Here is a 23,203-nt window from a genome sequence, read left to right on the forward strand (position 1 = left end):
AGTAACGTTGGGTCGGACTCAGCATAAGTTCGCCGCCCGTGACACCTGTCGGCGGTAGGCAAACCCGGGTTGGGACCCGACCGCCGAGTCTGTCGTCGATTTGAATACTTCGCCCGTTCAAGCCTCGGCCATGCAAACTGAATCGACGCGGTACTCTACCACGGACGAGCGGTTCCCCGCGTACGGCCCGCTCGAGGCCGCGCTCGGCTACGTGCTGTTCTACGTGCTCGTCGACCGCGTCACGCCCGCGGTCGTCGAGCTGTTCTCGGAGACGGTGCTCGAGTTCTCGCCGTCGTTCGTCGGCTTCGGACTGGCGGCGCTGCTGTGGTTCGTGCTCGCCGTGACCGTCCTCGACGAGCTTCGGCGCCAGCTCGCCGCGCTGGGGGTCGTGGCCGGCCAGCCACGGGTGCGCGTCTGGTCGCGCGTCTCCCCCGGCTCGCTGCGGACGCTGGGCTATCTCGTCGGACTAATCGTCGGCGCCGGCGTCGCGGCGCTGACGTTCGAGCCCGCGGTCGCGACGATACTGTCGCTGATCCCCGCCGTTGCGACCGTCGACCCCGCCAGGATCGACCTCGTGGGCCTCCTCGTGATGGTCGTCTTCTTCGTCGCCTACAGCACGGCGACCCACGCGCTCGACCGGCTCGTGATCGGCACGGTTCGGTCGTTGTCCGCGCTGTGACCGGTCGGTCTGCCCACCCAGCGCGACCTGCTCCTCGCCGGCACCAACCCGCGTCCTACTCCTCGCCGTCCTCGTCGCCGTCCGTGCGGCGCCGCACGTCGACCTGGTAGTGCTGGAGGATATCCCGGCCGAGCAGCAGCGGGTAGTCCATGTGGCCGCGGTCCTCGAGCGACGCGGCGACGGTGTGGCGGTCGCCGCCGACGCCGACGACGATGTCGACGACCGGCCGGGCCTTCCCGGACTTCACGCTCCCGGAGCGGATCTTCGTCATCGACTTGATCGGGCCCGCGCCGATCTCGGCGGCGAGCCGCGTGTCGATGCTCGTCCGCGAGGCGCCGGTGTCGGACTTGGCGACGACGCGCTCGGTGCCGCTGGTGCCCGAGACGAGCACGTCCTCAGTGTAGCCGATGGTCGTGACTTCCTCGGAGCGTTTCTCGGGTTCGGTGGCGACGGTGGCGGGGGTGGAGTCGTCGAGTTCGGTCGCGAGCTCGGCGACCCGCTCGTCGTCGACCTCGCCGCCCGCGGTCTCGACGGCGAGCTTCGCGATGTAGGGCGCCGGGCTCACGCCCGTCGCCGCGAACAGCCCCTTGAAGCCGGCGGTCGGGTTGACCTCGAGGAGGTGCCAGCCGTCTTCACCCTCGACGAGGTCGACGCCGGCGTAGTCCAGCCCGACCGCCGCGGCGGCGTCCGTCGCCATCGCCGCGGCGTCGGCGGGGAGGTCGTCGACCCCCTCGACGGAGCCGCCGAGCGCGACGTTGGTCCGCCAGTCGTTCTCCGGCGCGTAGCGCCGCATCGTCGCGACCACCTCGCCGTCGACGATGTACACGCGGAGGTCGCGGTGGCGGTCGCTGTCGCGCTCGATCAGCTGCTGGAGGAACGCGTAGCGGTCGCCGACGCGGGGGTTGACCTGCTCGTCGGCGCCGATCTTCCACGTGCCGCCGCCGTGGGTGCCGATGGCGGTCTTGTACACGACCTCGTCGCCGAACTTCCCCTTCTCGGCGTTCAGTCGGTCGGCGTCGAGCGCGAGCGTGGCGTCGGGCAGCTGCACCTCGGAGTCGACCAGCGCGGTCGCAGTCGCGAACTTGTGAAACGCCGTGAGCACGTTCCGCGGGCGGTTCAGCATCGGTCGCAGGTTGCTCAGCGACAGCGCCAGGCCCAGCAGCTCCGCGGGCTGTTCGGTTTTCGACAGCAGCAGCCGGTTCGCGATCACGTCGACGTTCGGGTCGAGCGTCGCCGTGCCGTCCGCGATGTCGACACAGAGGTTGTCCTCGCGCAGCCAGACGCCGGTGTGGCCGAGCGCCTCCACGGCGTTCAGGATCGCCTTCGTCTCCTTGCTGTTGTGGAGGCTGAGCACGCCGACCGAGACAGAATCCGTCATTGGGAGAAACATCGGCCGATACCGACTAAACGATGCCGATGGGTGGCGTCGACGGCCGCCGCCGGCCGGACAGCCCAGTTTTAAGCGCAGGCACCCAAGCGTGGGCAATGACCGAGGGGGCGTTCACGTACAACGGCGGCCGGGTGGACCCCGGGGAGCGCGCGGACATCCGGTACAGCATCAGCGAGACGTATCTCGGCGACCCCGTCCGCATCCCGGTCTCCATCATCAACGGGGAGTACGACGGCCCGACGGTGTTCCTCTCCGCGGCCTCACACGGCGACGAGCTGAACGGTATCGAGGTCGTCCGCGAGGTCGCCCACGAGTGGTCGCACACGAACCTCCACGGCACGCTGGTCTGCATGCCCGTGCTCAACGTGCCCGGGTTCGTCACCCAGCAGCGCTACCTACCCGTGTACGACCGCGACCTCAACCGGTCGTTCCCCGGGAAGGCGGACTCGACGAGCGCGAAGCGGATGGCCGACGAGATCTTCCGGAACTTCCTCGCGCCGTGTGACCTCGGGCTCGACTTCCACACGTCGACCCGGGGGCGGACGAACATGCTCCACGTCCGGGGCGACATGGCCGACGACGACGTGCCGCGGCTCGCCCGCGCGTACGGCTCGAACGTCATCATCGACAGCGAGGGGTCGTCGGGCACGCTCCGTCACGAGGCGACGGAGGCGGGGGTCCCGACGATCACCATCGAGATGGGCGAGGCCCACCGGTTCCAGCGGCGGCTCATCGACGACGCGCTCGACGGCGTTGCGAGCGTGCTCGCGGAGTACGGCGTCTACCCGAGCGAGCCCGTGAACTGGCCGGGCTGGCGCACGATCGTCTCCAGCGAGGGGAAGACGTGGCTCCGCGCCGACGCCGGCGGGCTCGTCGACATGCATTACGACAGCGGCGACCTGGTCCACGAGGGCGACACGGTCTGCAGCATCTCCAACCCGTTCAAAACCGACGTCGTCGACGTGCCGGCGCCGTTTACGGGACTGCTCGTCGGGAAACTGGAGAACCCGGTCGTCTACCCCGGCAACCCGCTGATCCACCTGGTCGAACTCGATACGCCGACCCAGCGTGCCTACGAGCGCGCCCAGGCCGGGACGCTGCCCGAACGGCCGTCGTAGGTCCGCGGGCGGGCAGCGGCCCCCACGATGTCCGCAGTAAACCCCACCGTGTCCGGCGTTCCGGCACCCGGCTGCACACCACCGTGTCCGCTGTAACCGCCGCCGTCGCCTGGGGGTTGCGGCGGACAGCGCCACCGCTCGTGACTCGCGATCGACGCGACGCCGCGAGGCCGGCGGCGCCGAAAACTACGGGGGAGCCCGCCGCTCAGTCCTGGGCTCCCATCTCGACGCTCTCCCAGCCGGCGCGAACGTCGTCCGGGGCGACCTGCATCCCGTGGGCGCCGTCGGCGTGCTGCTGGACGTGCTCGATGAGCTCGTCGTCGTCGTCGGAGCGGACCATGAACGCACAGTCGCTACACTCGTACTGGTATGCCATATGCACTCCCTGATTCGGGCCGGAGTCACCTTGTTAGCTGGTCGACTCTCGCGAAAAACACGATCCTACTCGGCCCGGAATCGCTCCGACGCGGGGCGTCGTCGCCGCGGTTGCGGCCGCCAGCGTCGTCGACGCCACCCGCCGCGACCCGGCGGCGCGGGGGTGACAGTCTCCCTATAACAAATGGAGTAACCCCGAATCATCCGGGTATCGCCCGCCGACGGCGGACGCATCTTCCGACCTATGAGTACGATCACGATCGGACTGGACGGCGCGAACTGGGAGTTGATCGGCGACTGGCTCGAGGCTGGCCGGCTGCCGAACCTGCAGCGACTGGTCGACGACGGGATCGGCGGCGTCTCCGAGAGCTGTCTGCCGCCGATCACCGTCCCGAACTGGAAGTGCTACGCGACGGGCAAGAACCCGGGCAAGCTCGACGTGTTCCGCTTCGACCGCATCGACACGGCGAACCGCGAACACGTGTTCCACGACGCGACGGACTTCCGCAGCGCGGAGCTGTGGGACTACCTCAACGACGAGGGGATGAGCGCGGGCGTCGTCAACAAACCCTCCACCTACCCGCCGAAACCCATCGACGGCTTCGTCGTCGCCGGCGGCCCGGACGCCTCCGAGACCACCTACCGCTCGCTCGACGCCGGCTTCGCCACGCCGCCCGACGTCGAGGAGTTCCTCCGGGAGGAGCTCGACTACCGCGTCCACCCGAGCCCGATGATCTCGCCGACGGAGACCGGCGATGCCGAGGTCGAGGCCGTGCTGGAGCTGATCGACCTGCGGTTCGAGGCGGCCGATCGACTGCTCGACCGCGAAGACCCGGATTTCCTCCACCTCACGGTGTTCTACAGCATGGCGCTCCAGCACTACTTCTACGACGGCGAGCCGGTCCGGCGCGCGTGGGAGCGCATCGACGCCAACCTCGGCCGCTTCCTCGATGCGGGCCACGACGTGCTCGTGATGTCCGACCACGGCACCTGGCCCGTCGACACCGTGTTCTACGTCAACGCGTGGCTGGAGCAGGAGGGGTACCTCGCGACCGAGCGCGGCGTCGACGAGCTGCTCGGCCGGGTCGGGTTCACGAAGGAACGGGCGCTCTCGCTCGCGAAGGCGCTCGGGATGACCGAGACGCTGGCGAGCGTCGTGCCCGAGCGCGTCCAGCGGCTCGTCCCCTGGGACGAGGGGGTGAAAGCCGACCGCGTGCTCTCGGTGCTCGACTGGGACAACACCACCGCCGTCGCCAGCAACCAGGGGCCGATCTACCTCACGGTCGACCCCGCCAACCCGGCGTACGAGGCGATCCGCGACGAGCTCATCCGGAAGCTCGAGGCGCTCACCCACCCCGAGACGGGCCAGCAGCTCGTGAAAGCTGTCTACCGCGGTGAGGAGTACTACGACGGCCCGTACGCCGACCACGCGCCGGACCTCCTGCTCGACCAGGGCCGGAACGTCCACGTCAGCGACGCCGTCGGCCCGACCGACCCCATCGCCGACGAGGGGGTCTGGGCCGGCGGCAACATGCCCGACGGGATCTTCCTGTTCAGCGGTCCGAGCTTCCGGTCCTCGGGACTGGGCGAGCGGGCGTCGATCACCGACCTGGCGCCGACGCTGCTGCACGCGATGGGCGCCGCGGTCCCGGACGACGTGGACGGCGAGGTGCTCGACGTGTTCGCGCCCGGCTCCGAGCCCGCCGAGCGCTCGGTGGCGTATCGACGACCGCTCTCGGGTGACCGCGGCGGCGACGCCGGCGACGACGACGAGGCGGTCGAACAGCGACTGGCCGACCTGGGGTACCTGGAGTAATGCGCCTGCTCGTCGACGTGACCCACCCGGCGCACGTTCACCTGTTCCGGAACGCCGTCGAAACCCTCCGGCGCCGCGGCCACGAGGTCCGTGTCGTCGCCCGCGAGAAGGACGTGACGCTCGACCTGCTGTCGGCGTACGGTATCGAGCACACGTCGCTCTCGCGGGCTCGCTCGGGCGCCGCCGGCACGCTCCGGGAGTGGACCGGCCGCGGGCTCCGGCTGCTCCGACTCGCCCGCCGCTTCGACCCGGACGTGGTGCTGAGCCGGCTCAACCCCACCGCGGCGTACGTCGCGTCGGCGCTCGGCGTCCCGAACGTGGTGTTCCACGACACCGAGGTCGCCGGCCTGCTCGACCGCGTGACGCTACCGGCCGCCGCGGTCGTCGCGACGCCGGCGGCGTTCGACCGGGAGCTTCCCACCGAGCACCTGCGCTACCGCGGGTTCCACGAACTCGCCTACCTCCACCCCGCGCGGTTCGAGCCGGACGCCGACCGGCTCCGCGCGTACGGCGTCGACCCCGACGACCCGTACGCCGTCGTCCGGCTCGTGGCGATGGACGCCCACCACGACCGCGGCAGCGAGGGGCTCCCGCCGGAAACCGTCCGCCGGCTCCTCGACGGCCTCGCCGACCACGGCGAGGTGTACGTCTCCAGCGAGTCGCCGCTCCCCGAGGCGTTCGCCGGCCACGCCCCGCCGGTGCCCGTCGACGCGATCCACGACCTGCTCGCGTTCGCGGACTGCTACGTCGGCGACTCCTCGACGATGGCGACCGAGGCCGCGGTGCTCGGGACGCCGTCGGTGCGGTACAACCCGCTCGATCGCGAGATGGGGAACTTCGAGCAGCTGGGCGAGGCGGGGCTGGTCCGCTCCCACTACGACCCGGAGATCGCCGCCGACTCGGCGCTCGAACTGGCTGCCGACCCCGAGGCGGGCCGGCGCTGGCGTCGCCGCCGGCGCCGCCTGCTCGCGGAGGTCGTCGACCCGACCGCGTTCGCGGTCGCACTGGTCGAGGAGGTGGCCGAATGAGCGAGAACCCGCCGGACGTCGACGAGTTCCCCGGGCTGGACGGCGACGAGAAGCCGATCCCCGACGGCCACGAGTTCGTCCTGCTGCTCACGCACGACGTGGACCGGCCGTACAAGACGTACCAGGCGCCGTACTACGCGCTCCGGGACGGGGGGAACCGGCTCCACCACCTGGCGTCGCTGCTGCCGAACCGGGAGCCGTACTGGCAGTTCGACACCGTGATGCGCGTCGAGGAGTCGCTGGGCGTCCGGTCGGCGTTCTACTTCCTCTCGGAGCAGCGGCTCTGGGAGCGCCCCGTTCGGGAGTGGCTCAGCCCCCGTGCCTGGCGCCTGTACGCCGGCCGGTACTCGATGTCCGACCCCGCGATCCGGGAGGTCGTCGGCGACCTCGACGCCGGCGGCTGGGAGGTCGGGCTCCACGGCTCCTACGGCTCCCCGAGCGATCGCGACCGACTCCGGAGCGAGCTCGCGGCCGTCGAGGACGTGCTGGGCGAGGAGGTGGTCGGCGGCCGCCAGCACTACCTCCACCTCGCCGTCCCGGACACCTGGCAGCATTACCGCGCGCTGGGGCTGCGCTACGACGCCAGCCTCGGCTCCAGCGACGAGGCGGGGTTCACCCACGGCTACGGGCTCAAGCGCCCGTTCGACGACGGGTTCGTCGTGTTCCCGCTGACGATCATGGAGAACGCCCTCCCGGACCCCGGCGAGCGGTTCGACGACGCCTGGGCGGTCTGTGACGGCCTGCTCGCGGAGGCCGAGCGCAACGACGCGGTGATGTCGGTGCTGTGGCACCCCCGGGTGTTCAGCGTCGACGACTTCCCAGGGTACGGCCGGCTCTACCGGCGGCTCGTCCGGTCGGCGCTGGATCGCGGCGCCTGGGTCGGCTCGCCGGCCGAGTTCTACGAGACGGCCGAGCTCGGCGAGCGAGCGAGGGCGGATCCCGGGTAGCGAGGAGATAACTAACGGTCCCGCCCCGCTGCAGGCTGGCAATGGAGATCCGACAGCTCTCGGTCGCGGAGTGGGGCGACGCGCTCCCCGCGGACGGGTTCGAAGTGTTCCACACTCCGGCGGCGCTGCGCGTCCTCGACGACCACGCCGCCGGCGAGCTCCGACTGTACGGCGGGTTCAAGGGCGACCGACCGGTCGGGCTGCTCCCGGTCGTCGTCAGGGAGTCGGCCGTCGGCCGGGCGGTGCTCTCGCCGCCGCCGGGGTTCTCGATCCCCCGGCTCGGGCCGCTGCTCATGCCCGCCAGCCCCAAGCGCCGCAAGCGGGAGAAAGTGAACGCCGAGTTCGCCGAGGGGGTGCTCGAGGACGTGGGCGTCGACCGCTCGCTGACGATGCTCCGGTTGGTCTGCCCGACGAGCTACCCCGACCCGCGGCCGTTCGTCTGGTCGGACCTCTCGCTCGACACGCGATTCACCTACCACCTCGCCGTCGACGGCGACACCGACGCGCTGCGTTCCTCGTTCAGCAAGAGCCTCCGGCGGGAGATCCGCGACGCCGAAGCGCTTGACGTGACCGTCGAGCGCGCCGGCACCGAGCCGGTCCAGCGAATCTACGACCGGACCGAGGAGCGCTACGCCGAGCAGGACCGCGGCTTCCCGCTCGATCGAGCCTACGTCACCGACCTCACCGACGCCCTCGCCGCCGAGGACCGCTGCCGGACGTACGTGGTCCGCGGCCCGGACGAGGAGTTCCTCTCGGGGGTGGTGGTGCTGTACAGCGACGACGCGGCGTACTTCTGGCTCGGCGGCACCCGGACCGTCCACGAGGGGACGGGCGTCAACGGCCTGCTCCACTGGCGGATCATCGAGGACATCGCCGCCGGCGAACCGCGGGCGAGCGTCGACACGTACGACCTGATGGGGGCCAACACCGAGCGGCTCTGCCGGTACAAGAGCAAGTTCGGCGCGTCGCTGACGCCGTACTACGCCGTCGAGTCCGGCGGCCCCGGGATGACCGCCGCCAAGACGGCGTATCGACTGGTGAGCCGATGAGCGACCTGCGCGTCCTCAACCTCGTCCCCAGCGAGGCCTCGCGGTTCTTCCAGCAGCAGGTCGACACGCTCGAGTCGCTGGGCGTCGAGAACAAAATCCTCTCGGTGCCGGGCCGCCGCGAGTACGACGACGGCGACACGTCGGGGCGGTCGGTGCTCGACTACGCGCGGCTCTACCCCCACGCGCTCGCGGCGTCGTTCGGCGACTACGACCTGATCCACGCGAACTACGGGCTGACGGCGCCGCACGCGCTCTGTCAGCCGAACCTCCCGGTCGTGCTCTCGCTGTGGGGGACGGACCTGTTCGGAAAGTACGGCCGGGTCAGCAAGCTCTGTGCGCGCTGGGCCGACGAGGTGGTCGTCATGTCGCCGGACATGGCGGCGGCGCTGGACTGCGAGAGCCACGTCATCCCCCACGGGATCGACCTGGAGCGGTTCCGGCCCGAGCCGGCCGCCCCCGCCCGCGAACGGGTCGGCTGGACCGACGAGGGGTACCACGTGCTGTTCCCCTATCCGCCCGAACGGGAGGTGAAGAACTACCCCCGGGCCGACCGCGTCGTCGACGCCGCCCGGGACCATCTGGAGGCGCCGATCACGCTCCACGCCGTCACCGGCGTCCCCCACGCGGAGATGCCGAGCTACCTCAACGCCGCCGACGCGCTGCTGCTGACCTCCCACCACGAGGGGTCGCCGAACGCGGTGAAGGAGGCGCTGGCCTGTAACCTCCCGGTGGTCGCGACCGACGTTGGCGACGTTCGCACCCGGCTCGACGGGCTTCCCCAGGCACACGTCGGACGTTCCGACGCCGAACTCGTCGACGGACTCGTCGCCGTGCTCCGATCCGACGAGCGACCGCGGGGTCGCGATCGAGTGCGGGAGATCAGCCGGCAGCACACCGGCGAGCAGCTGCTGTCGCTCTACCGGACGGTCGTCGACGGCTGAGACCAGATCGCGTGCCGCGGACGCCGGGGGCGAGATCCGCTTACGCCGAACAGTCGTCGCAGTCGGTGCGGCGGCCGATCAGGAACGCGGCGATCCCCACCCCCAGCGCCGTGACGAGGACGCGGACGAGCCCGCCGCCGAGTGCGGCCGTCGTGCCGCCCGCGACGGTCGTCCCGACGGCGCCGGTCGCCGCCGGCGTGGCGAACAGACAGCAGAGGCTCACCGCGCCGCCGATCCCCACCAGTGATCGCCAGCCCGTCGAGGCGTCGTCCGTGTCGGTTGGTTCGTCAGTCATGGCTCAGGCGGTGTTGTCGGCGTCGTCGACGCCCCGTTCGCAGGTCGCACAGGTGCGCTGGGAGCGGACGTACAGCAGGCCGCCGAACAGGGCGACGCTCACGACCCCCAGCAGCGGGCGGAGCGGGTCGAAGTACGTCATCAGCGCGGAGCTGCTGAACAGCGCGAGCAGGAAAGCATTACAGATCGGGCAGCCGAACGCCAGGAACCCCAGCGCGGCGCCCGCGGTCGCCGTCTTCCCGTCGCTCTCGTCCGCGCCGGTTCGCTGGAACGTGTAGGCGCCCAGGAACCCCGCGGTGAGCACGAGAAACAGGTAGTCGAGCGGCCGACGCGGGATCATCCGCACGTAGAGCGGGTTCGGGATCAGCCCGGTGACGACCCCGAACAGCACGAACGCGCCGACGCCCACGCCGGCTGCCTTCAGGGAGCGTTGCGACGGTGATCGCATCTCTGCTCGGTCGTTCGGGGCCCGAGGGCTAAAGCTCCCCGGCCGACCGTTCGGCGAATCGATTGGACCGGCGATCCCCGGGTAGGCTGCTCTTTTCGCCCGTGCGGCCGCGGACCGCCCGGGGCCCCGTCGTCGTCGACATCGGCGCGTACGCTCCGCATAACTATCTCCCGGTCGGGCAGAGCCACAGTAACAGGTTGATTATGTCTGAACTGCGCGCCAGGTGGTCGAAGGCCGGGCTTCTCGTCGGGTACTCCGCGTTGGCGCTGGCGGTCGTCGCCGCCCGGCGGGCGCCGGCGGCGAGCTACGAGCTCTCGCTGTACGACGCGACGCCGACCGTGACGTGGCTGGCGCTCGGGGTCGCCCTCGTCGCCGGCGCCGCCGTCGCGCTCACCCGGGACCGGACGCGCTACCTCCACGTCGTCGCCCTCGCGCTGGTCGGCGCGGTCGCGATCGCCGTCTACGCGATGCCGGTCATCCGGGGGTACGCGTTCTACGGCGCCGGTGACTCGCTGAGCCACGTCGGCTGGGCCCGCGAGATCGCCGGCGACACGCTCGAGCCGACGGCGCTGCTCTACCCCGGGATCCACACGCTGACGGTGATAGTCGCACGGGTCGCCGACGTGCCGCTCGCGCTAGGGAACCTGTACGTCGTGCTCGTCGCGGTGCCGCTCGTCTTCCTCCTGTTCGTGCCGGCGACGCTCCGGCTGCTCGTCGACCGCCCCGGCGCGCCCGCGGTCGGGCTGCTCGCGGCGGCGACGTTCGCGCCGATCAACAACATCGCGGTCCACCCGATCGCCCACCCCGCGAGCCAGACGATCCTGCTGTTCGCGTTCGTGCTCTACCTCGCGGTGGCGTACGTCGCCGGCGTGTTCGGCGGCCGGTCGTACTTCGGCACCAAGCGCTCGCTCGGCGGCGGGATCCTCCTCGCGCTCGCCGGGTCGGCGCTGGTGTTCCTCCACCCACAGCAGGCGCTCAACGCCGTCGCGTTCCTCGGCGGGATGACCGCGCTGCAGTTGGGCGCGCGTCGGTGGCGACCCGCGCACCCGATCGCGGCCACGCGGTCGCTGCTGCCACACACCGTGCTGGTGCTCGCCGTGTTCTTCCTCTGGGCGCCGCGGTTCGATCGCGTCCGCGGCGCGGTCGTGGTGACGTTCGAGGGGCTGCTCGGGGGGAGCGCCACGGGCGCGGCGGTCGTCAGCTCCAAGTCCACGTCGCTGACCAGCGTCGGCGGCAGCCTGCTCGAGGTGTTCCTCAAACTGTTCGGCGCCGCGACGGTGCTCTCGCTGTTGGCCGCGATTGTGTTCCTGGTCGCGATCCGGCGGCATCGGCGCCGCCCGCTGGTGCTCCTGCTCGCGGCGGGGCTCGTCCCCGTGACCGGCGTGTTCCTCGTCGTGTTCGCGGCCAGCATGGGCGACATGTACTTCCGCTACCACGGGTTCCTGATGGTGCCGGTGACCGTCGTCGGCGCCGTCGGGCTGGTGACGATCTGGGACCGGCTGGCCCGGGTCGGCGGCGAGCGGGCGGGCATCGCCATCGCGCTGGCGGCGCTGCTGGTGCTCGCGCCGTCCGGGCTCGTCGCGCTCCACGCCTCACCGTACGTGTACCAGCCGACCCAGCACGTCACCGCCGCCCAGCTCGACGGCCACGGCGGCGCCTTCGAGCACCGCGCCCCGACCGTCGAGTTCGCGGGGATCCGGGGCGGCCCGGCGCGGTACGTCGACTACCACTACGGCACCGAGCAGGCCCGCGAGGAGCTCGCGTTCCCGGGGTACGAGTCGGGGATCCCCCCCTCGGTGTTCGCCGCCGGGAACTACACCGACGCGCTCGGCGAGCGCTACCTCGTGACGACAGAGGCGAGCCACCGGCAGGAGGTCGAGCTCTACGACGGGTTCCGCTACGGCGAGCGTGGGTTCGAGACGCTCGAGCGCACGCCCGGCGTCGACCGCGTCCGCGCGAACGACGGGTTCCGGCTCTACTACGTCGACGGGGGTGAGGCGTCGTAGATGGCGCTGGTCGACCGCATCGCCCGCGGGGTGAAAGCCAGCTTCGGCGCCAACCTGCTCAACCTCGCGTCGAAGGCGGTGCTGGTGCTGCTGCTGACGCGGGTGCTGTTCACCCCCGCGGAGTTCGGTCGGCTCAACTTCGTGCTCGCGGCGCTGGGCGTCGTCACCGTGCTCGCGACGCTGGGGCTCCCCCGGTCGGCGGCGCGGTACGTGACCGAGTTCACGGAGACCGACCCCGGGCAGGTCCCCTACGTGATCCGTCGCTCGGCGCTGTTCCTGACGGCGATGATCACCATCGTCGGCGTCGGGACGGCGCTGCTCGGGCCGGTCGTCCTCCGCAGGCTCAACTCGCCGGCGGTGGGGGGCCTGCTTGCGATCGGCGGGGTGTACGTCGCCGCGCGGGCGTCCCAGAGCTACCTCACCACGATCTTCCAGGGGCTGAACCGCGTCGACTGGAGCGCCACCCTCACCGCCGTCTCCAGCATCGCCCGCCTGCCGCTGGTCGTCGGGATGGTTCTGCTGGGGTTCGGCGTCGCCGGCGCCGTCGCGGGCTACGTGCTCGCGTTCGCGCTCGCGTCGGTGGTCGGTGCCTACGTCGTCTACACGCGCTTCTACCGCGAGTACGAGCCCGCGGCGACGGCGTCGGACCGACTCACGCGCCGGATCCTGGAGTACAGCGTCCCCCTCACGGCGACCCGGGGGGCGAACGTGCTCGACAAGAAAGTCGACACGCTGCTGCTCGGCGTGCTCGTCGACATGACTTCGGTGGGCTACTACACCGTCGCCAAGCAGGTGTCGGACTTCGTCGCGGCGCCGGCGTCCTCCTTCGGCTACACCATCTCGCCGGCGCTGGCCGAGCAGTCCTCGAAGGACCAGGCCGAGCGGGCGGCGACGCTGTACCAGCGCTCCCTGCAGTACGTCCTGCTGGGGTACGTCCCAGCCATCGTCGGGCTGATCCTCGTCGCCGAGCCGACGATCCGCTACGTGTTCGGCCCCGACTACCTCGGGAGCGTGCTCGTCCTGCAGGTGTTCAGCGGCTTCATGCTCGTCAACGCGATCAACAAGGTGACCAGCGACGGGCTGGACTACCTCGGCCGTGCTCGCTCGCGGGCGATCATCAAGTCGACGACGGCGGTGGGGAATTTCCTTCTGAACCTGCTGCTGATCCCCCGGATGGCGCCGTCGGCGCCGCGCTGGCGACGGTGATCACCTACACCGTCTACACCGGCTCGAACGTCCACTTCATCGCCCAGGAGCTCCCGATCGACCTCCGGGAAGTGGGCCGCCGACTCGGCGTCGTCGCGCTGATCACCGTCGGGATGGCGGCGGTCGTCGCGGGGACGCTCCCCCTCGTCACCGACCTGCCGTCGCTGCTGGCAGTCGTCGCCCTCGGGGCGGCGGTGTGGGCGCTGCTGTCGGTGCTCGGTGGCGTGGTCAGCGTCAAGCAGGTGCGCCGGCTATTGACGTGAGCGCCCGGAACACCTGACTCCAGGCCCCGCATTCACGGTACGCGCCTACTAACAATCCCCGCGTCCGGCGAGGGCGCGGGTATGCACCACGACCGCGTCCCGCCCGAACCGATCCCGATCCCCGAGCCGATCCGCGGCAGCACGGTGCTGGTCACCGGCGGCGCCGGCTTCGTCGGCAGCCACATCGCCCGCGCGCTCGCCGGGGCCTGCACCGTGCGCGTCGTCGACGACCTCTCGACCGGCGACCGCGAACGCGTCCCCCCCGAGGTCACGTTCGTCGAGGGCGACCTCCGCGAGACGGGGGTGGTGGCGCCCGCCGCAGACGGCGTCGACTACGTGTTCCACCAGGCCGGACTGGTCAGCGTCCCCGAGTCCGTCCGGCGACCGGTCGAGAGCCACGAGCGAAACGTCGACGCGACGCTCGCCGTCCTCGAGGCCGCCCGCGAGGCGGACGCCCGCGTCGTGTTCGCCTCCAGCGCCGCGGTGTACGGCCCGCCGTCGTCGGTGCCGATCGCGGAGGACGACCCGACCGACCCCACCTCCCCCTACGGCGTCGACAAGCTGGCGGCCGACCACTACACGCGGCTCTACGACGACCGCTACGGTGTCGAGACGGTCGCGCTCCGCTACTTCAACGTGTACGGTCCGGGGCAGCGTTCGGGCGTGATCAACGCCTTCCTCGATCAGGTCCGGGCGGGCGAGCCGCTCGTCGTCGAGGGTGACGGCGAGCAGACGCGGGACTTCGTCCACGTTCACGACGTGGTCCGGGCGAACCTCGCGGCCGCGACGACGGCGGCGACCGGCCGCGCGTACAACGTCGGCACGGGCGAGTCGACGCGCATCGACGACCTCGCGGCGACGGTGCGCGAGCTGGCTGGCGGCGACGCGGCGATCCGCCACACTGAGCCCCGGGCTGGCGATCTGGAGCAGAGCTGTGCGGACATCGGCCGAGCGCGCGAGACGTTGGGGTTCGAGCCGACCGTCCCGCTCGAGGACGGGCTCGCGGACCTGCTGGCCGTCAGCGCGGCAGAGCAGTAAGCCCGCGTCGAGAGTAACGTAGACAAATCAGCGCCGTCGACTCACGTCACCGACTGCTTTTCACGAGGTTGACGAGCGTCCGGGCCAGCCCCCCGAGCGTGAACTGCTCCGGCGCGATCCCGAGCTGTTGCAGCATCCCGAACTGGTCGATGTTCTCCCAGGTCTCCAGCGCCCGCCCGTCCTCGTCGTAGCGCGTGACGAACGTCCCGGTCACGCGGACCGTGCGATCGGTCGGTTGGAGCCCGACGAACTCGCCGGTGTGGGTTCCGGTCATCAGCCAGTGGCCGGCGACGGTGTCGCCCTCCACGACGACCGGGCCGAAGCTGAACTCGGCGTCCGGGAACCCGCGGATGAGCTCCCGCTGCATCTCCTTGTACTCACTGTTGGTGAGCTCCTTCCCGTCGAAGTGGCCGACCCAGTCCGACGCGTGGTACTCGTCGATGAACGAGACGTCGTGGTTGCCGTGTACTTCCTCGGCCCACTGCTGAGGGAGCTGTCGACGCGCTTCGATCGTGTCCGTCGGTTCGTCCGTCATGGGTGGGGTCCTCGACTGCTGTTCGTCGGGCTGTTCCCCGGTTGTCGGGGCCAGTGTGGCTCACTCCCCGTCGGCTTCGAGGCGCTGCCCCGCAGGCTGTCCCTGTGACTCGGCCGCCGAGTCGCGGATCACCTCCATCAGGTAGCTCGTCCAGCGGGACTCCGACAGCGGCACCGGCATCGCGCCGGGGTCGCCGGCCTCGAGCGCGCGGGACTCCGCGTCGTTCTGGTAGTAGTGCGCGTTCAGCAGGCGCACCGTGTCCCAGTCGTCCTCGGCACGGGCCCGACGCGCGACCGACCGGACGTTCGCGACCGTGCCCGTGAGCCGGTCGAACGCCTCGTCGACGTTGTTGAGCGCCCGCGTCGCCGCCGAGCGCTTGTAGTCGCGGTCGTGTTCGATCACGGTCTGGGAGAGCAGATCCACCGTCAGCGAACACTCCTCGCCGTGGATCAGGATCTGCCGCACGGGCCGGGTGCCGCCGAGAATCTTCGTCGTGCAGAGCACGTCGTCGTCGGTGACGTACTGGAGCTGGGCGCCGTCGTAGCTGAAGTCGCGGTCGTACTCGTCGTACAGCGCGGTGGTGGCGGTGACGGCGTCCTCGCTCCGCGGGTAGCCGCCGGTCCGGAGCGTGAGGTAGACGGGGTGGGGGATCCCCTCCTCGAACTCGCCGCCCGCCAGTTCGAGGTTCCAGGGGCCGCGGTTGGGGTCGTCCGGCCGGCTCGAGCCGGTGTAGATCACGTCGACGCCGCGCACGTCACCCAGCTCGCCGTCGCGGCGCTTGGCCATCGCCGCCCGGACCGCCGGGTCGAAGTTGTGGTTGTGCTTCTCCGACACCGTGACGCCGTGCTCGCGGGCGTAGTCGGCCAGCTCCTGGAACTCCGCGTACGTCTCGGTGATCGGCTTCTCGATCTGCACGGGGACGCCGGCGTCGATCGCGAGCTTGGCGATCGGGAGGTGGGTCTGGACCGGCGTGCAGATGTGGAGCCAGTCGAGGTCGAGCTCGGCGAGCATCGCCTCGGCGTCGAAGAAGGGGGCGATCCCGTACTCGGCAGCGAGCTCCCGCGCGCGCTCCTCGTCGGTGTCACAGATGGCGACGAGGTCGGTTCGGGGGTTGAGGCTGAGCCCGTCGAGGTGGACGCCGGAGACGGTGCCGCCGCCGACGACCGCGGTTCGGAGTGTCATCACCGACAGGTCGCCACCGCGGGGGATTGTTATGGGCTCAGTACCGCACGGCGCGGCCCCAGCGCCGTCGATTCCGGGCTTCCCTCTCAGCGACGCTCAGTCCTCGGCGCCCGGCGCCGCGGGCGTCGATACCCCGGATCGGTCAGCCCGACGATCCCGCCACCAGACGACGGCGGCCAGCCCGAGCAGCAGCGCGTCGACGGCGAGATAGATCGCCCCCCGTGGGGAGGCGAGCACCGTGAGGAAGTCACCGACGAGGTCGGCGAGGTACGGGACGCCGGCGCCCGAGCCGCTGCTGCTCACGGGGACCAGCGGCCACAACAGGAACCCGACGACGAGGTCGCCGTCGACGAGCAACGGGTACGCCACGTCGCCCGCGAGGTGGCTCAGGTAGGCGACGACGAACGCGGCCGTCAGCTTGCGGCGGCCGAACGCGACGGCCAGCGTCAGCAGGAGCGTCAGCACCGGCGCGGTGAGCAGCAACGAGTGCGCCAGCGAGCGCCCCGAGGGGAGCACGCCCAGCCCCCACGAGAGCGGCTTGTCGATCAGGTCCGGCAGGACGGCGGCGACGACGGCGACGGCGCCGACCCGGCGGCTCGGCGGTTCGGCCCACAGCAGCCGGCTCAGGCCGGAGACGAGCAGGTAGCCGACGGCCGCGTGGTCCCAGGGCCACACGAGTCAGCCCCCGCTCGGCGTCGGCGCGGCGACAGAGATCGACGCCGCGCCCTCGTCCACGTCGACCCAGCGGTAGAGGTGGTAGTCAGCGGTCGCCGGCGACGCCGATTCGGGGGCCGCGCCGACGTAGACGTAGACGCTCAGCCGGAGCTCCTCACCCAGGAGCGACGGCGTGAAGGGGAGCCGTTCGGTCGTCGTCTCGTTGTCGCGGACCGACAGCGTGGTCCGGGAGAGCTCCGCCCGCTCGACTAAGTCGGGGAGCGCGGCGGTCTCGCCCCCCTCGGGCGGGTCGTCGAAGCGCTCGAGCACGACGACGGCCGTGTACGACTGGTTCACCCCCTCCTGGTTCTCCACCGAGAGCCGCAGCGTCGCGGCCTCGCCGCGGACGTACGACTCGGTCCCATCCCCCGACTCGCCGTCGCCGTTCACCAGCGCGACCTCGGAGTACACCTCGCCGCGGTCCGGCGCGGCCAGCCCGATCGCCAGCGTCGTCATCCCCACGACGACGGCGATCGCGAGCGCGACGTTGAGCACCGCGTCGGCGCCGTCGGTCGCCGATCGGGCGTCACGGACGATCGTCCCGAGCGGGAGGCGGAGGCGCTCGTCCGGCGGCGCCCGAACTCGTCGTACTGCCGCCGTAAGCGAGGCGACCAGCGTCAGGGCGACGGTGACGGCGACCAGCGTCGCCGGGTCGTACCCCGTCGGCGCGAGCGCGATCGCGCCCAGCACCAGGAGCACCAGCGAGGTGGCGATGGCGAGCGCGCTGCGGTGCCGCCAGCGCGGCCGGCGGTCGCCCGTCGAGGGGTGTCGCGTCGTCCGCGGGAACAGCGCCGAGACGACCGCGTAGCCCGGACAGAAGCCGAGCAGCCCCGCGGCGAGCAGGACCTGCAGCGGGCCGCCGACGCCAGCCAGGATCGCGATCCCGGCCACCGCCGCGTAGCCGACGACGACGACCAGATCGCCCAGCTCGGTGCCCAGCCGGCCGAACCCGGCTTCACCGCCGGCGCTCATCGTGCACCCCGGCGGTCCTCCCGGTGACGACCGGCGCGGGTCGAGGACTGCCCTCCCCCCGGAGCGGCCACGACCACGTTCCCCCTGGGCCCGACCTGCGACTGCGGATGCCTGCGTCGCATACCCGGCACGAACGGGGAACGCCACTTTGTTAGGCACTGGTTCACCCCACGGCGCGGCAGCGAACCGCGATCGACGGCCGCGTAGGGCCGCATTTCGAGCCGTTCGGCCGTTCGGGGGTCGAACCGGGCAGAACCGGCTTGTCGAGGCGTCTCCGTGAGGGAAAGCTGTTTCTTACATTAAGCTCGTCCCGCCTGGGTTGGCCCGGACATGCACCAACCAACGTTCGACTCGACGGCGCGGGCGGCGGTCACGCTCCTAGTGGCCTGCCTCGTCGTGACGGCCGGGCTCCCGGGCGTCGCCGCCGGCGCGACGACGAGCGCCGACCCCGCCACGCCGATAGAGGACTGCAGGGAGATCGACGAGGCGGGCGAGTACACCCTCGCCGGCACGTCACCGCGGGCGACGACTGCCTCGACGTGACGGCCGACAACGTGACGATCGACGGCGGCGGTCACGCCCTCGTCGGCAACGGCTCCGGCACCGCGGTCACCGCGGCCGGCGTCGACGAGTTCACGCTCACCAACGTGACGCTCGTCGACTGGGCGGCCGGCGTCTCGCTGCGCGACGTTTCGGACGCCCGCGTCAGCGAGATCGCCGTCGAGAACGCCTCGGCCGTCGGCGTCGCGGTCGAGGACGACGCCCGCGACGTGCGGCTGGCGGGGAGCTCGATCCGGAACGGGAGTCTCGGCGTTCGCGTCCGCGGCGACGCGAGCGACGTGACCGTCGCCGAGACGGCGTTCGCCGACCTGACCGGCGTCGGCGTCGACCTCCGTGGCGACGAGGGGCGCGTGCTGAACAGCACGTTCGAGACGACCGGCGGCGCCGCCGTCCACGTGCGCGGCGACGGGGCGCTGGTCGCGAACAACAGCGTCCGCGACACCGTGGGCGGGATCGCCGTCACCGACGCCGCGGCCGTGACGGTCCGGGCGAACACGCTGGACGAGGTGCAGGGGCCGAGCATCCACGTCGCCGGTGCCGGCGACGTCGAGATGCCGCGGATCCGCCCCTCGCCCGGCTTCCACGGGGTCGACGTGGTGCTCCACCCGATGCTGCCCGCCGGCATGGCGGGCATGGCCGACATGGCCTACGGCGGCGGCCCTGACGGCGTCGACGACGGCGGGACGACAACCCGGCGCTACGTCGACGTGACGATGCTCTCGCCCACGCCGCCGGACCCGGTTCGCGTCGTCGACAACGTGGTCCGGGACAGCAACGGGAACGGGATCGTCGCCGCCAACACCTCGGCGGTGACGGTGACGGCGAACCACGTCGAGCGGAGCCGCGACGGCGTCCGGATCGCCGGCGGGAGCGACGCGACGGTCGCGAACAACACCGCCGTCCTGAACCGGGACGACGGGATCACGATCGCGGCGTCGGCCGACGCGACGCTCCGGAACAACACAGTCAGGAACAACACCGACGACGGGCTGTACGTCGTCGGCGACGGCGCGGTGATCACCGGCACCCTCGCTCGTGACAACGGCGACGACGGCGTCGACGTACAGAACAGCACGCTCGCGGCCGTCCGGGGGAACCGCCTGGTACGGAACGACGACGACGGGCTCTACCTCCGGTTCGTCCTGAACGGCAGCGTCGAGGCGAACGTGATCCGCCTGAACGGCGACGACGGCGTCGACCTGCGCGCGGTGACCGGGACGGTGGTCGCCAACAACAGCGTCTGCTGGAACGACCACCACGAGCTGGTGCGACGCGACGGCACCAGCAACACGACGGTCACGAACTCCGTCTGCTGACCTCTTTTCCGTATTTTTCGCCGGCGACGACAGCTAGCCCCGGCGCCGGACCAGCGCTGCCGCGACCGCGGCGAGTGCCGCGAGTGCGGTCAGTGCGCCGAGCCCGGGCGACTCGGTCGTCGTCGACGTTGGCTCTTCGGTGGTCTCGGTCCCGTCGACGACCGTGACCTGGACGGACTGGTTGCCGACCGTCGCGTCGTAGCTCCCCGCGGCCACCACCGAGCGCGTGAAGGTGACCTGTTCGGAGTCACCGACCGCCAGCGAGACGTTCTCCGTCGCGACCGTCTCCCCGAACAGCTCCAGCGCGACCGTGCGCTCGCCGGGCGCGTCGCCGGTGTTGGTGACGTTCGCGACGATCGTGAACTGCTCGCCGGGCGCGACCTCCGACTCGTCGACGCGCAGGGAGGCGACGGAGATGTTCGGCTCCCGCGGCCGCACCTCGACGTGCCACGTCCGGCCCTGGTCGACCTCGACGGCCTTGACCCCCGGCGAGGTGAACTGGTGACTGAACGACACGGTGCGGTTCTCCCCCGGCGCCAACGGGATCCGCCGGCTCTCGAGCTGCTCGCCCTCGACCTCGAACTCGACGGTCTTGGTGCCGGAGGCGTTCCCCCGGTTGGTCACCGTCGCCTCGGCCACCAGCGTCTCGCCGACCAGCAGCTCCTGGCTGCTGAGCGTGACGTTCGCCGCGCCGATGTCGGGCTCCGGGTCGGGCTCGGGCGTGGCCGTGGACTGCTCGGTGCCCGACTGGCCGCCGCTCTGACCGCCGGAGCTCCCGCCGCTGTCGCCGTCGTCGGTGCTCCCGCCGTCGTTGCTACCCCCATCGTTGCTGCCGCCGTCGGTACTGTCGTCACCGTCGTTCCCACCACCACCGCTGTTCCCGCCGTCGGTACCCCCGCCATCCCCACCGCTGTCGGCCGCCGCGACGCTCACGGTCGTCGACGCGTTGGCGGTCACCCCGCCCTCGGTCGTGATCGAGAGCGTCACTTCGTACTCGCCAGACGTGTCGTAGACGTGATCGACCGCCATTCCTGACCCGGCCGCGCCGTCGCCGAACGCCCAGTCGTAGCTCGCGATCGGCGTCGACGCGTTCGCGTCGCTCGCGTTGAAGCTGACGGGGTCGCCGGCGGTCGGCTCGGCCGGCTCGACGGTGAACGCGGCCGTCGCGTTGGCCTGGTCCCGAACCGTGATCGACGCGGTCGCGGTGGCGGTCTCGTTGTCGTCGTCGACGACCGTCACCGCGGGCGCGAACTCGGCAGATTCGTCGTAGACGTACTCGACGGTCGGCTCGGTCGAGGTGGCGTCGATCGTCCCGTCGCCCTCGAAGTCCCATCGGTAGCTCGTGATCGTCCCGTCGTCGGTCGAGTTGTGGGCGTCGAACGTGACTGCCTGGCCCGTTGTTGCTTCCCCGGGCACCGACAGCGCGGCCGACGGCGAGGTGGAGCCCTGGCCGACCCGTACCGACGCCGTCGCGTTGTCGGTCTGGTTCGCCGTGTCCACCACCGTCACCGTCGCCTCGACCGTGCCCGACGAGTCGTAAGCGTGCTCGACGACGGGCTCAGTGGTGGTGGCGTCGATCGTGCCGTTGCCGTCGAAGTCCCAGCGGTACTCGTCGATCCCCACGTCGTCCGTCGCGTTGCTCGCGTCGAACGTCGCCGGCGTGCCGACCGTCGCGTTCGCCGGGGCGTCGAGGCTGGCGTTCGGCGGGGCGTCCGGCAGCACGGCGACCGTCGTCGACGCCGTGTCGTTCAGCCCCGCGCTATCGACGACGGTGACGCTGGCGTCGACGCGCTCGCTGGTGTTCCCGTAGGCGTGCTCGACGACCGGTTCCGTGGTGGTGGCGTCGACCGAACCGTTGCCGTCGAAGTCCCAGCGGTACTCAGCGATCCCCTGATCGTCGGTGGCGTTGCTCGCGTCGAACGTGACGGACTGGCCGACCCGCACCTCGGCCGGCGCGTCGAGCGCGGCGGTGGGCGGCTGGTTAGCGGGCTGGATCTCGATCGACGCGGTCGCGGTGGCGGTCTCGTTGTCGTCGTCGACGACCGTCACCGTGGGCGCGACGGTGCCGGTCTCGTTGTACGTGTACTCGACGACCGGGTCGGTGGTGTTCTGGTCGACTGCGCCGTCGCCGTCGAGATCCCACGCGTAGCCCGTGATTGTCCCCTCGTCCGTCGAGTTGCCCGCGTCGAGCGTGACCGACTCGTTCACCGTCGCGTTCGCCGGCGCGTCGAGGCTGGCGTTGGGCGGCGTCGACGGCACCGTGACGTTCACCTGCAGTTCGGCGGTGTCGCCGTTGCCGTACGTGTCGAACGCCGTGACCGCGACGGTGTGGTTCCCCGCCTCCGTGAACGCGTGGTCGACGGTCGGCGCGGTCGTCACCGCCTCGAACTCGCCGTCGTCGTCGAAGTCCCACTCGTAGCCGCCGAGCGTGCCGTCGTCGGTCGTTTCCCCGGCGTCGAGCGTGATCGACTCGCCGGTCTCGGCGCTGTTCGGGCCGGAGAGCGCCGCCGACGGCGGCGTCACCTCACAGCCGCCGCCGTGGACGAACAGCCGGCGGTCCCGGTCCAGCAGCGTCTCCGAGCCGTCGGCGTCGATCAGCCGCCAGGCCTCCACTCGGTAGGCGTCGCTCCCGGAGTAGCTCCAGTCGCCCCAGTGAGCGGCGTCCTCGTTGAACCCCGGCGTGACGACGATCGGGCCCGAGACGTTGCCGATGCCGCTGTAGACGCCGCCGTCGGTGCGGTTCGGCCCCCACTTCCAGTCGATCGTCGCGCTCGTCTCGCCGGTCTCCCAGTCGTCGTCACGGTTCTCGTACTCGTCGTCCTCGACGACCCACTCGCCGTCGGCGGGCAGCCCATCGAACGCCATGGTGAGCGTGCTCCCGCCGAGCCCGTCGCCGAGCTCGCCGTGGACGAGCACGATGCTCGCGGCGTCGCTCCCCTCGTAGAACAGGAGCGCGCTCGTGTGTGTCTCCTGGTACTCGGTGGTGCCGAAGGAGCTGAACGTCGAGGAGCTCGGCTCCGTGTCGGAGTTGCGGTAGTCGTAGAACGCGGCGGCGGTCTGACTCTCGTTGGTCACCGGCTCGACCACGGTACAGGTCGTTCCCTGGGCGACCGCGTACGCCTCGTTCTCGACGGGCGCCGCCGAGACGACGACCGCACCGGCGGCGGGCGCGAGCACGACGAAGGCGATCACCAACAGGACGCGTCTGTCGCTCATTAAGATGAGACTGGACGGTTCGGCGCTTTGTTATGGATCGGCTTCAGCGACGCTCTCGGCGCCGGTTTCGGGCGCCGATCCGGCGACGGCCCCGCCGACCGCCCCCGCG

At 71.2% G+C, this 23,203-nt stretch carries 22 protein-coding genes; 13 read left to right on the forward strand and 9 right to left on the reverse strand.

What is annotated here, in order from left to right:
* The first annotated feature begins 130 nt into the window (after positions 1–130).
* On the forward strand, positions 131–679 hold the full coding sequence (locus ACP95_RS10410; protein ID WP_049981144.1) for a hypothetical protein: 549 nt from the start codon (positions 131–133) through the stop codon (positions 677–679).
* Positions 680–734: 55 nt separating this feature from the next.
* Here the strand turns inward: ACP95_RS10410 and ACP95_RS10415 are convergent, their stop codons facing one another.
* The gene (locus ACP95_RS10415) at positions 735–2,057 is read right to left on the reverse strand and encodes a putative ATP-dependent zinc protease (protein ID WP_202593821.1); all 1,323 of its coding nucleotides are present in this window, start codon (positions 2,055–2,057) and stop codon (positions 735–737) included.
* Between the two features lie 107 nt (positions 2,058–2,164).
* On the opposite strand from ACP95_RS10415, the gene ACP95_RS10420 reads away from it, so the two are divergent.
* Complete coding sequence (locus ACP95_RS10420) at positions 2,165–3,187, forward strand: succinylglutamate desuccinylase/aspartoacylase family protein (protein ID WP_049981146.1); 1,023 nt, start codon at positions 2,165–2,167, stop codon at positions 3,185–3,187.
* Positions 3,188–3,392: 205 nt separating this feature from the next.
* On the opposite strand, the gene ACP95_RS15355 is transcribed toward ACP95_RS10420, so the two are convergent.
* Positions 3,393–3,563, reverse strand: coding sequence for a DUF1059 domain-containing protein (locus tag ACP95_RS15355; RefSeq protein WP_082224655.1), 171 nt, complete (start codon positions 3,561–3,563; stop codon positions 3,393–3,395).
* Between the two features lie 243 nt (positions 3,564–3,806).
* Here ACP95_RS15355 and ACP95_RS10425 point away from each other — a divergent pair, with 243 nt between their 5' ends.
* From ACP95_RS10425 to ACP95_RS10445, 5 genes are read left to right on the forward strand one after another with little or no spacing between them, the layout of a single operon-like run.
* Positions 3,807–5,378, forward strand: coding sequence for an alkaline phosphatase family protein (locus tag ACP95_RS10425; RefSeq protein ID WP_049981147.1), 1,572 nt, complete (start codon positions 3,807–3,809; stop codon positions 5,376–5,378).
* The gene (locus ACP95_RS10430) at positions 5,378–6,406 is read left to right on the forward strand and encodes a DUF354 domain-containing protein (RefSeq protein ID WP_049981148.1); all 1,029 of its coding nucleotides are present in this window, start codon (positions 5,378–5,380) and stop codon (positions 6,404–6,406) included. Before ACP95_RS10425 ends, ACP95_RS10430 begins: the two co-directional genes overlap by 1 nt.
* Positions 6,403–7,353, forward strand: coding sequence for a polysaccharide deacetylase family protein (locus ACP95_RS10435; protein WP_154018523.1), 951 nt, complete (start codon positions 6,403–6,405; stop codon positions 7,351–7,353). The genes ACP95_RS10430 and ACP95_RS10435 overlap by 4 nt, the downstream gene beginning before the upstream one ends.
* A gap of 41 nt (positions 7,354–7,394) precedes the next feature.
* Positions 7,395–8,402: a GNAT family N-acetyltransferase gene (locus ACP95_RS10440; protein ID WP_049981149.1), complete on the forward strand. Its 1,008-nt coding sequence runs from the start codon at positions 7,395–7,397 to the stop codon at positions 8,400–8,402.
* A gap of 5 nt (positions 8,403–8,407) precedes the next feature.
* Complete coding sequence (locus ACP95_RS10445) at positions 8,408–9,343, forward strand: glycosyltransferase (protein WP_049981162.1); 936 nt, start codon at positions 8,408–8,410, stop codon at positions 9,341–9,343.
* A gap of 40 nt (positions 9,344–9,383) precedes the next feature.
* Here the strand turns inward: ACP95_RS10445 and ACP95_RS10450 are convergent, their stop codons facing one another.
* Positions 9,384–9,638 carry a hypothetical protein gene (locus tag ACP95_RS10450; protein WP_049981150.1) on the reverse strand — a complete coding sequence of 85 codons (255 nt, stop codon included), beginning with the start codon at positions 9,636–9,638 and terminating at the stop codon, positions 9,384–9,386.
* 3 nt (positions 9,639–9,641) lie between these two features.
* Positions 9,642–10,085: a hypothetical protein gene (locus tag ACP95_RS10455; RefSeq protein WP_049981151.1), complete on the reverse strand. Its 444-nt coding sequence runs from the start codon at positions 10,083–10,085 to the stop codon at positions 9,642–9,644.
* A gap of 203 nt (positions 10,086–10,288) precedes the next feature.
* Here ACP95_RS10455 and ACP95_RS10460 point away from each other — a divergent pair, with 203 nt between their 5' ends.
* The 4 genes from ACP95_RS10460 to ACP95_RS10470 all read left to right on the forward strand — a co-directional run bounded on the left by ACP95_RS10460 (position 10,289) and on the right by ACP95_RS10470 (position 14,598).
* Positions 10,289–12,091, forward strand: a complete 1,803-nt coding sequence (locus tag ACP95_RS10460; RefSeq protein ID WP_049981152.1) for a hypothetical protein — start codon at positions 10,289–10,291, stop codon at positions 12,089–12,091.
* Complete coding sequence (locus ACP95_RS10465; RefSeq protein ID WP_082224656.1) at positions 12,092–13,297, forward strand: flippase; 1,206 nt, start codon at positions 12,092–12,094, stop codon at positions 13,295–13,297.
* The gene (locus ACP95_RS15360; RefSeq protein WP_161782068.1) at positions 13,294–13,560 is read left to right on the forward strand and encodes a hypothetical protein; all 267 of its coding nucleotides are present in this window, start codon (positions 13,294–13,296) and stop codon (positions 13,558–13,560) included. Before ACP95_RS10465 ends, ACP95_RS15360 begins: the two co-directional genes overlap by 4 nt.
* A gap of 81 nt (positions 13,561–13,641) precedes the next feature.
* Positions 13,642–14,598: an NAD-dependent epimerase/dehydratase family protein gene (locus ACP95_RS10470; RefSeq protein ID WP_049981153.1), complete on the forward strand. Its 957-nt coding sequence runs from the start codon at positions 13,642–13,644 to the stop codon at positions 14,596–14,598.
* A 46-nt stretch (positions 14,599–14,644) separates the two neighbouring features.
* Here ACP95_RS10470 and ACP95_RS10475 read toward each other — a convergent pair whose 3' ends face one another.
* The 4 genes from ACP95_RS10475 to ACP95_RS10490 form a co-directional block, all read right to left on the reverse strand.
* Positions 14,645–15,133, reverse strand: coding sequence for an ester cyclase (locus ACP95_RS10475; RefSeq protein ID WP_049981154.1), 489 nt, complete (start codon positions 15,131–15,133; stop codon positions 14,645–14,647).
* Between the two features lie 60 nt (positions 15,134–15,193).
* Positions 15,194–16,315: a Gfo/Idh/MocA family protein gene (locus ACP95_RS10480; protein WP_049981155.1), complete on the reverse strand. Its 1,122-nt coding sequence runs from the start codon at positions 16,313–16,315 to the stop codon at positions 15,194–15,196.
* Between the two features lie 96 nt (positions 16,316–16,411).
* Positions 16,412–16,990, reverse strand: a complete 579-nt coding sequence (locus ACP95_RS10485) for a metal-dependent hydrolase (protein ID WP_049981156.1) — start codon at positions 16,988–16,990, stop codon at positions 16,412–16,414.
* A gap of 3 nt (positions 16,991–16,993) precedes the next feature.
* Positions 16,994–18,001 (reverse strand): DUF1616 domain-containing protein, encoded by a 1,008-nt coding sequence (locus ACP95_RS10490; protein ID WP_049981157.1) that lies wholly within the window; start codon positions 17,999–18,001, stop codon positions 16,994–16,996.
* A gap of 330 nt (positions 18,002–18,331) precedes the next feature.
* Between ACP95_RS10490 and ACP95_RS15775 the strand changes: the two genes are divergently transcribed.
* The gene (locus ACP95_RS15775; RefSeq protein WP_049981158.1) at positions 18,332–18,544 is read left to right on the forward strand and encodes a hypothetical protein; all 213 of its coding nucleotides are present in this window, start codon (positions 18,332–18,334) and stop codon (positions 18,542–18,544) included.
* Positions 18,541–19,878, forward strand: coding sequence for a right-handed parallel beta-helix repeat-containing protein (locus ACP95_RS10500; protein ID WP_049981159.1), 1,338 nt, complete (start codon positions 18,541–18,543; stop codon positions 19,876–19,878). The genes ACP95_RS15775 and ACP95_RS10500 overlap by 4 nt, the downstream gene beginning before the upstream one ends.
* A 33-nt stretch (positions 19,879–19,911) precedes the next feature.
* On the opposite strand, the gene ACP95_RS10505 is transcribed toward ACP95_RS10500, so the two are convergent.
* The gene (locus ACP95_RS10505) at positions 19,912–23,094 is read right to left on the reverse strand and encodes a PKD domain-containing protein (protein ID WP_082224659.1); all 3,183 of its coding nucleotides are present in this window, start codon (positions 23,092–23,094) and stop codon (positions 19,912–19,914) included.
* Positions 23,095–23,203: the final 109 nt, after the last annotated feature.

This window comes from Halolamina rubra (assembly GCF_000739555.1).
In the GTDB taxonomy this organism is placed as follows: Archaea; Halobacteriota; Halobacteria; order Halobacteriales; family Haloferacaceae; genus Halolamina; species Halolamina rubra.